At 74.7% G+C, this 6309-nt stretch carries 7 protein-coding genes; 5 read left to right on the plus strand and 2 right to left on the minus strand.

What is annotated here, in order from left to right; translation table 11 throughout:
* Positions 1-50: 50 nt before the first annotated feature.
* Positions 51-1514 carry a pyridoxal-dependent decarboxylase gene (locus tag KS423_RS35515; RefSeq protein ID WP_224283876.1) on the plus strand — a complete coding sequence of 488 codons (1464 nt, stop codon included), beginning with the start codon at positions 51-53 and terminating at the stop codon, positions 1512-1514.
* A 64-nt stretch (positions 1515-1578) separates the two neighbouring features.
* Here the strand turns inward: KS423_RS35515 and KS423_RS35520 are convergent, their stop codons facing one another.
* Positions 1579-2376 (minus strand): inositol monophosphatase family protein, encoded by a 798-nt coding sequence (locus KS423_RS35520; protein WP_224283877.1) that lies wholly within the window; start codon positions 2374-2376, stop codon positions 1579-1581.
* 366 nt (positions 2377-2742) lie between these two features.
* Between KS423_RS35520 and KS423_RS35525 the strand changes: the two genes are divergently transcribed.
* A complete protein-coding gene (locus KS423_RS35525; RefSeq protein WP_224283878.1) occupies positions 2743-3129 on the plus strand; it encodes a VOC family protein in 387 nt (128 codons plus the stop codon).
* A gap of 8 nt (positions 3130-3137) precedes the next feature.
* Here the strand turns inward: KS423_RS35525 and KS423_RS35530 are convergent, their stop codons facing one another.
* On the minus strand, positions 3138-3503 hold the full coding sequence (locus KS423_RS35530; RefSeq protein WP_224283872.1) for a DUF6191 domain-containing protein: 366 nt from the start codon (positions 3501-3503) through the stop codon (positions 3138-3140).
* 134 nt (positions 3504-3637) lie between these two features.
* Between KS423_RS35530 and KS423_RS35535 the strand changes: the two genes are divergently transcribed.
* From KS423_RS35535 to KS423_RS35545, 3 genes are all read left to right on the plus strand, one after another.
* Positions 3638-4396: a dienelactone hydrolase family protein gene (locus KS423_RS35535; protein WP_224283873.1), complete on the plus strand. Its 759-nt coding sequence runs from the start codon at positions 3638-3640 to the stop codon at positions 4394-4396.
* Between the two features lie 484 nt (positions 4397-4880).
* Positions 4881-5228: a hypothetical protein gene (locus KS423_RS35540; protein ID WP_224283874.1), complete on the plus strand. Its 348-nt coding sequence runs from the start codon at positions 4881-4883 to the stop codon at positions 5226-5228.
* Positions 5229-5340: 112 nt separating this feature from the next.
* On the plus strand, positions 5341-6309 hold a 969-nt coding region (locus tag KS423_RS35545), incomplete at its 3' end, for a serine/threonine-protein kinase (protein ID WP_224283875.1).

Raw genomic sequence — 6309 nt, forward strand, 5'->3', positions numbered from 1 at the left:
CGGGGCTCCCCGGGGATGGCGCCGCCCGGCTCCCCGGGGACGGCTCCGCCATGGACGCCCTGGCGGGCGGCGCGGCCGGGCCGGGCGCGCTCGGACCACTGCTGGCCACCGTCCTCGACTCGCTGGAGACGGGCACCGCCATGCGCTCCGGGCCGCTTCCGGCGGGCAGCCCGGCCGAGATCGCCGCACTCGTCGACGACGCGCTGGCCACCAGTGAAGGACCCGGCGCGCTCGCCCGGCTCACCGAACTGCTCGCCTACGGCGCCGCCGACCCCGCCGACCCGGCCTGCGCCGCGCACCTGCACTGCCCGCCGCTCGCCGTCGCCGCCGCGGCCGACCTCGCGGTCAGCGCCCTCAACCCCTCCCAGGACTCCTGGGACCAGGCTCCCGCCGCCACCGCCCTGGAGAGCGCACTGCTCGCCGAGATCGCCGGGCTGGTCGGCTACGACCCGGAGCGATCCGCCGGCGTCCTCACCTCCGGCGGCACCGAGTCCAACCTCATGGGGCTCATGCTGGCGCGCGACCAGAAGCTCGACGGCATCGTCGAGTTGGACGGCATCCCGGCCGGCGTCCGGCCGTGCATCCTCGCCTCCGAGGCCGCGCACTTCTCCGTCCAGCGCGCCGCCGCCCTGCTCGGCCTCGGCGAGCGGGCCGTCATCCCCGTCCCGGTCGACCGCGGACTGCGGATGCGGGAGGACGAACTGGAACGGGCGATGGCCGAGGCCGGCCGGGCCGGACGGACCCCGATCGCCGTGGTCGCCACCGCCGGCACCACCGACACCGGAGCCATCGACCCGCTACCCGCCACCGCCGACCTCGCCGGACGCTACGGCGCCTGGCTGCACGTGGACGCCGCGTACGGCGGCGGGGCGCTGCTCTCCGACCGGCTCGCCCCACTGCTCGACGGCATCGCCCGCGCCGACTCGGTCTCCCTCGACTGGCACAAGATCGGCTGGCAGCCGGCCGCGGCCGGGGTCTTCCTGGTGCGCCGCGCCGAGACCTACGCGTCGCTCGCCCGCCGCGCCGAGTACCTCAACCCGGCCGACGACGAGCAGGCCGGCTACCCCAGCCTGCTCGGCCGCTCGCTGCGCACCACCCGTCGGGCCGACGCCTTCAAACTCGCCGTCACCCTGCGCACCCTCGGACGCGACGGACTCGGCCGGCTGGTCGACAGCTGCCACGACCTCGCCCGCGCCGCCGCAGACGCCGTCCGCACCGACCCGGCGCTCGAACTCCACGCCGAGCCCGTGCTCACTGCCATCCTCTTCCGCTACCGGCCGCCCGGTGTGACGGACGAGGCGGTGCTGGACGAGACGAACGGCCGCCTGCGGCGCCTGCTGCTGCGCACCGGCCGGGCGGTGATCGGCCGCACCGAACTCCCGGGCGAGGGCCCGGGGCGGGTCCGGCTGAAGCTCACGCTGCTGAACCCCCACACCACGGTGGGGGAGGTCGGCGCGCTGCTGCGGGAGGTGGTGGGCGCCGGCCACAAGGTGGCGGGCGAGCGGGCGGGGTAGGGCGGGCGGGGTAACGGGTGGGTGGCCAGGTGTGCGGCGGCTCCCGGCGCGCAGAGCCCCGGGGTCAGTCGCTCAGGAGGGTCGACCGGGTGAGCTCCCAGGTGTCGGGGTCGGCGGCGACCAGGAGACCGTCCTCGCAGCCGGGGGCCTCCGGGCGGTAGGGGACGCCGTCCAGGCGGGCGGAGACGCCGCCGGCCTCGGTGACCAGCAGGGAGCCGGGGGCGTGGTCCCAGGGGAGGGTGCGCCAGTAGAGGATGAAGTCGAAGCGGCCCTCGATGACGTCCGGGTACTCGATCCCGGCGGCGTGCCGGCCGGGGGAGATCTCACCGAAGGCCGCGATGTTGTCCTGGAGCCGGCGGCGGTGCTCGGCGTCGAGGTAGCGGCTCTTGACCGAGCCGCGCAGCTTCGCGACGTCCTTCGGCGCCGGGGGGCGGGTCAGGCGTACACCGTCGCGCCAGGCGCCGGAGCCCAGTTCGGCGCAGTAGGTGGTGGCGGTGGCGGGCTGCCAGATCCAGGAGGCGACCGTCCGGCCGGAGCGGACCAGGGAGCACATCACGGCGTACTCCGGTCGGCCGGCGACGAAGTTGGCGGTGCCGTCCACCGGGTCGACCAGCCAGACGGCGGGCTCGTCGTGCAGGGCCAGGGCGAGCGAGGGGTCGGCGGCGACCGCCTCCTCGCCGACCACGGGGACGGGCAGCAGCTCGTGCAGCCGGCGGGCGATGATCGCCTCGGCCTCGCGGTCGGCGACCGTCACGACCTCGCCGGGAGCCTTCTCCATCACCTCGCCGGCGGCCAGCGCCCGGAAACGCGGCTCCACCGCCTCGGCCGACGCCTCGGCGAGTATCTCCGCCACCTTGTCCATCAGCACGTTCGCGCTCCCTTCGCTGCAACCACTCTCCCACGAGTGGAGTAAGGGGGCGGCGGCGGACCGGGGTGGTGGACGGTGGGTGCACGGCCGGAGGCGGTCGGTCGACGGTGGGCGGCGAACGGGTTCAGCCGACGGATTTCAGATGACGGCCAACAGCTGACAGCCAACAGATGACAGATAACAGATTTCGAAATCTGTTATCTGTCAGCGCCTCCGTCGCCGCAGCCATGGCCGTCCTGCCCGCGGACCTCCGACGAGGAGCGCCTGCGGCGGGTCTGACGGCCCGTCCACAATCCTGCCGCACAGCATGGTTCGCTGTCGGTGGCATCGGCTATGGTCACCGGCGTGATCGATTCCACCATGCGGGTCCGGATCGCCCGCCCCTCGCGCGACCTCGCGGCGGCCGAGCGCTTCTACGTCGGCGGCCTCGGCCTCGCCGTGCAGTGGCGCAGCACCGAGCGGGTGTCCGGCAAGCACGACCTGCTGATGGTCGGCCCACCCGACGGCAGCTGGCACTTCGAGCTGACGCACGACCCTGAGCGGCCGCTGGAGCCCACCCCGACGGTGGATGACCTGTTCGTCGTCTACCTCGGCACCCCGGTCGGCGAAGGCCTGGTCGCCCGGCTGGAGGAAGCCGGCGGCACTCGGGTCGAGGCCCACAACCCGTACTGGGACGAGTGCGGCGTGACGATAGCCGATCCGGACGGCTACCGGCTGGTCCTCTGTTCCCGTACCTGGGGCGCCTGAGCGCCCGTCTACCGGGGCGACTGACCAGCCGTACCCGTTCGGCTTCCCGTGCGCGGCGCGGGGCCGGGCGCCCGTCCCCCGGCCCCGCCGGGCAGCACCGCCACACCCCGGTCCAGGTCCACGCCGAGGTGCGGCGGCGCTCCGGCCCGTGCGTCGTCCCGCTGCGCGAGCTGCTCCCGCTTCTGCTCGACCTGCACCTGCTTGCCCGGGCTGAACAGCGCGTGCAGCTCCTCCAGCCCGCCGGCGCCCGTCCCGGCGCCGGGTCCGCGCCCTCGCGGCCGTGACGAGGACTCGCCCCACACCTGCCACGCCGCCAGCAGGACGAGCCCCAGCACCGCCGCGACCGCCGCCGACACACCCACGATCAACCCCATGCCCGCTCAACGCGGCCGCGGGGCCGCGGTGTTCCCTCCGGGCGAAACACGGGCCCACTGTGGCGAAAGCGCTTGGGCGGGCGGCGGGCCCACCGGATACGCTGCCGGACGAACCGGAAGGAGCGTCCCTCACCATGACCGTGCGCGGAACCCTCGTGGACATCCCGACGGCGGACGGCACCGCCGACGCCTACCTCGCCCACCCCGACGACGACCGGGCCCACCCGGGCGTCATCCTCTACACGGACGCCTTCGGGCTCCGGCCGCACATGGAGAGCATGGCCGACCGCCTGGCCGCGGCCGGATACACCGTGCTCGTCCCCAACCTCTACTACCGCAACGGTCGCGCGCCGGTCGTCGAACTGCCGGAGCTCATCGACGTGGACCAGGCCGGCGAACTCTTCGCCAAGCTCGTCCCGCTGCTCAACACCCTCACCCCGGAGGTGACCGCCCGCGACGCGGACGCGTACCTGCGCTGGCTCGCCGAGTCCCCGCTGGTCCAGGACGGCCCGGTCGGCCTGACCGGATACTGCCGCGGAGCCCTGCTGGCGCTGCGCACGGCCGCCAGCCACCCCGACCGGATCGCCGTCGCGGCGGGATTCCACGGCGGCAGCCTCGCCACGGAGAGCCCGGACAGCCCGCACCTGGGCGCCGACCGGATCACCGCCGAGCTGTACTTCGGCCACGCGGACGAGGACCCCGCGCTGCCGCCCGAGCAGATCGACCGGCTTTCCGCGGCCCTCACCGCCGCCGGCGTCCGGTTCCGGGCGGAGGTCTACGCCGGCGCCCTGCACGGCTACACCCAGGCCGACACCAGCCGCTACGACGCGGCGGCCACCGAGCGGCACTGGGAGGCGCTGCTCGGAGTGCTGAAGCGGGTCCTGCCGACCTGAGGCCGTCCTGCCGACCTGAGGCCGGGCGGCCGATCGGTGGACCGGCCGATTGGCTGACCGGCGGACCGATTTTCCTGCCGACCGGCTGACCAGACGCCTGCTCGGCCGGTCGCAGGCCGTTCCTGGCCAGGGCCGGGCAAGCAGGGGCGAACGACGGATTCAGGGGGGACGCGCGTCAACACCAGTCGGGGCGGGTGGGGGAAACCGGCCGGGCCGGGCCTGCGGGGCGTCCAGGAGGCCATCGCGCGGGCGCTCGGCGAGCACCTGCCCGGCGGCGTGCGCACCGGCGAACTGGACCGCGGCGGGCGGGCGTTGCGCTGGTCGGAAGCAGGCCAGGGAGGTGTCGCCCCGGTGGTGCTGATCGCAGGCTCCGGAACATCGGCGCTCACCTGGTCGGATGGCCTGCCCGAACTCGCCCGGTGCGGACGGGTCGTGGCGTACGACCGGGCCGGGATCGGCGCCGACGTCGCCCGGACCGGCGGAGGTGCTCGACCGGGCCGAGGCGGCCGTGATCGCGTACCGGCACCAGCGGCGGACCATCCTCGCCGAGCATCGGCTGACCGCCACTGCCGTCCCTGAGATCCGACGGCGCCGAGCCGTGGCGCCGCCGCCCGAGGTGCCGCTGGTGGTCCTGAGCGCGACCCAGGGGTTGCCCAGGGCGATGCGCGTCCGCTGGACCGCCCTGCAGAGGGGCATCGCGACGAATGCCGTCCGGGGAACGCACGGCTCGGTCCACGGCGCCGGTCACACCATCCAGGCCGACCGGCCCCAGGCGGTCGTCGCGGCCGTCCGGGAAGCAGCGGACCGCGTCCGATACTTCCTCAAAGAATGACAACTCGTGCCCAATTCCTTTTCGGGCCTGCACTGCTGAGCCCGCGACACGCTCTGGCACACTGTGTGCCGACGACCTGCCGGGGCGGGTCACGACACGGGGGAGCAGGAGTATGAGCGGGGCGGGCACCGTGCTCGGCGGGCGGTACGAGCTGGTCGAGAAGATCGGCGGCGGCGCCATGGGCTCGGTCTGGAAGGCCGAGGACACGGTGCTGGCGCGGCGGGTCGCGGTCAAGATCCTGCGCTCGGAGCTGCTGGAGGACGACACCTCGGCCCAGCGCTTCCGCCGCGAGGCCCAGCTGGTCGCGGCGGTCGACCACCCCGGCGTGGTGGGCGTCCACGACTACGGCGAGAGCGGCGGGGACGGCGAGGAGCGCTGCGCCTACATCGTCATGGAGCTGATCGACGGCCGCCCACTGGACCGGGTGCTCAGGGACACCGGCCCGATGACCGTCGAGCGCACCCTCGGCCTGGTGGCCGGCGCCCTGGACGCGCTGCACGCCGCGCACCAGCGGGAGATCGTGCACCGGGACATCAAGCCGTCCAACCTGATGGTGCGCACCGACGGGCGGGTGGCCATCACCGACTTCGGCATCGCCCGGGCCCTCGCCAGTACCAAGCTCACCGCCCCGTTCTCGATCATCGGCACCGCGCTCTACATGTCCCCGGAGCAGGCCGAGGGCGCGGACCTCGGGCCGGCCACCGACCTCTACTCGATCGGCGTGGTCTGCTACGAGCTGCTGGTCGGCGAGCCGCCGTACTCCGGTGACGGGCCGCTCCAGATCGCGCTCAAGCACGTCAACCAGCCGGTGCCGGAACTGCCGGACACCTTCCCGGCGCCGGTGCGGGCGCTGGTCGCCCGGGCGCTCGCCAAGAAACCCGAGGAGCGGTACGCGGACGCCGCCGAGATGGCGGCGGCGGCCCGTGCGGCGCTCGCGGGGGAGGGCGTCGCGGGAGGCGAGCAGGCGGCCGGGAAGGCCGGGGTGGCCGACAGCCGGACCATCGCGCTCCGGCCCGGTGCCGATGGGGTGGCCAAGGGCGGCGTGGCGGAGCCGGTCAAGGGCGGTGCCGTCGAGCCGGCC

The sequence above is a fragment of the Streptomyces sp. LS1784 genome (assembly GCF_020103755.1).
Taxonomy (GTDB): Bacteria; Actinomycetota; Actinomycetes; order Streptomycetales; family Streptomycetaceae; genus Kitasatospora.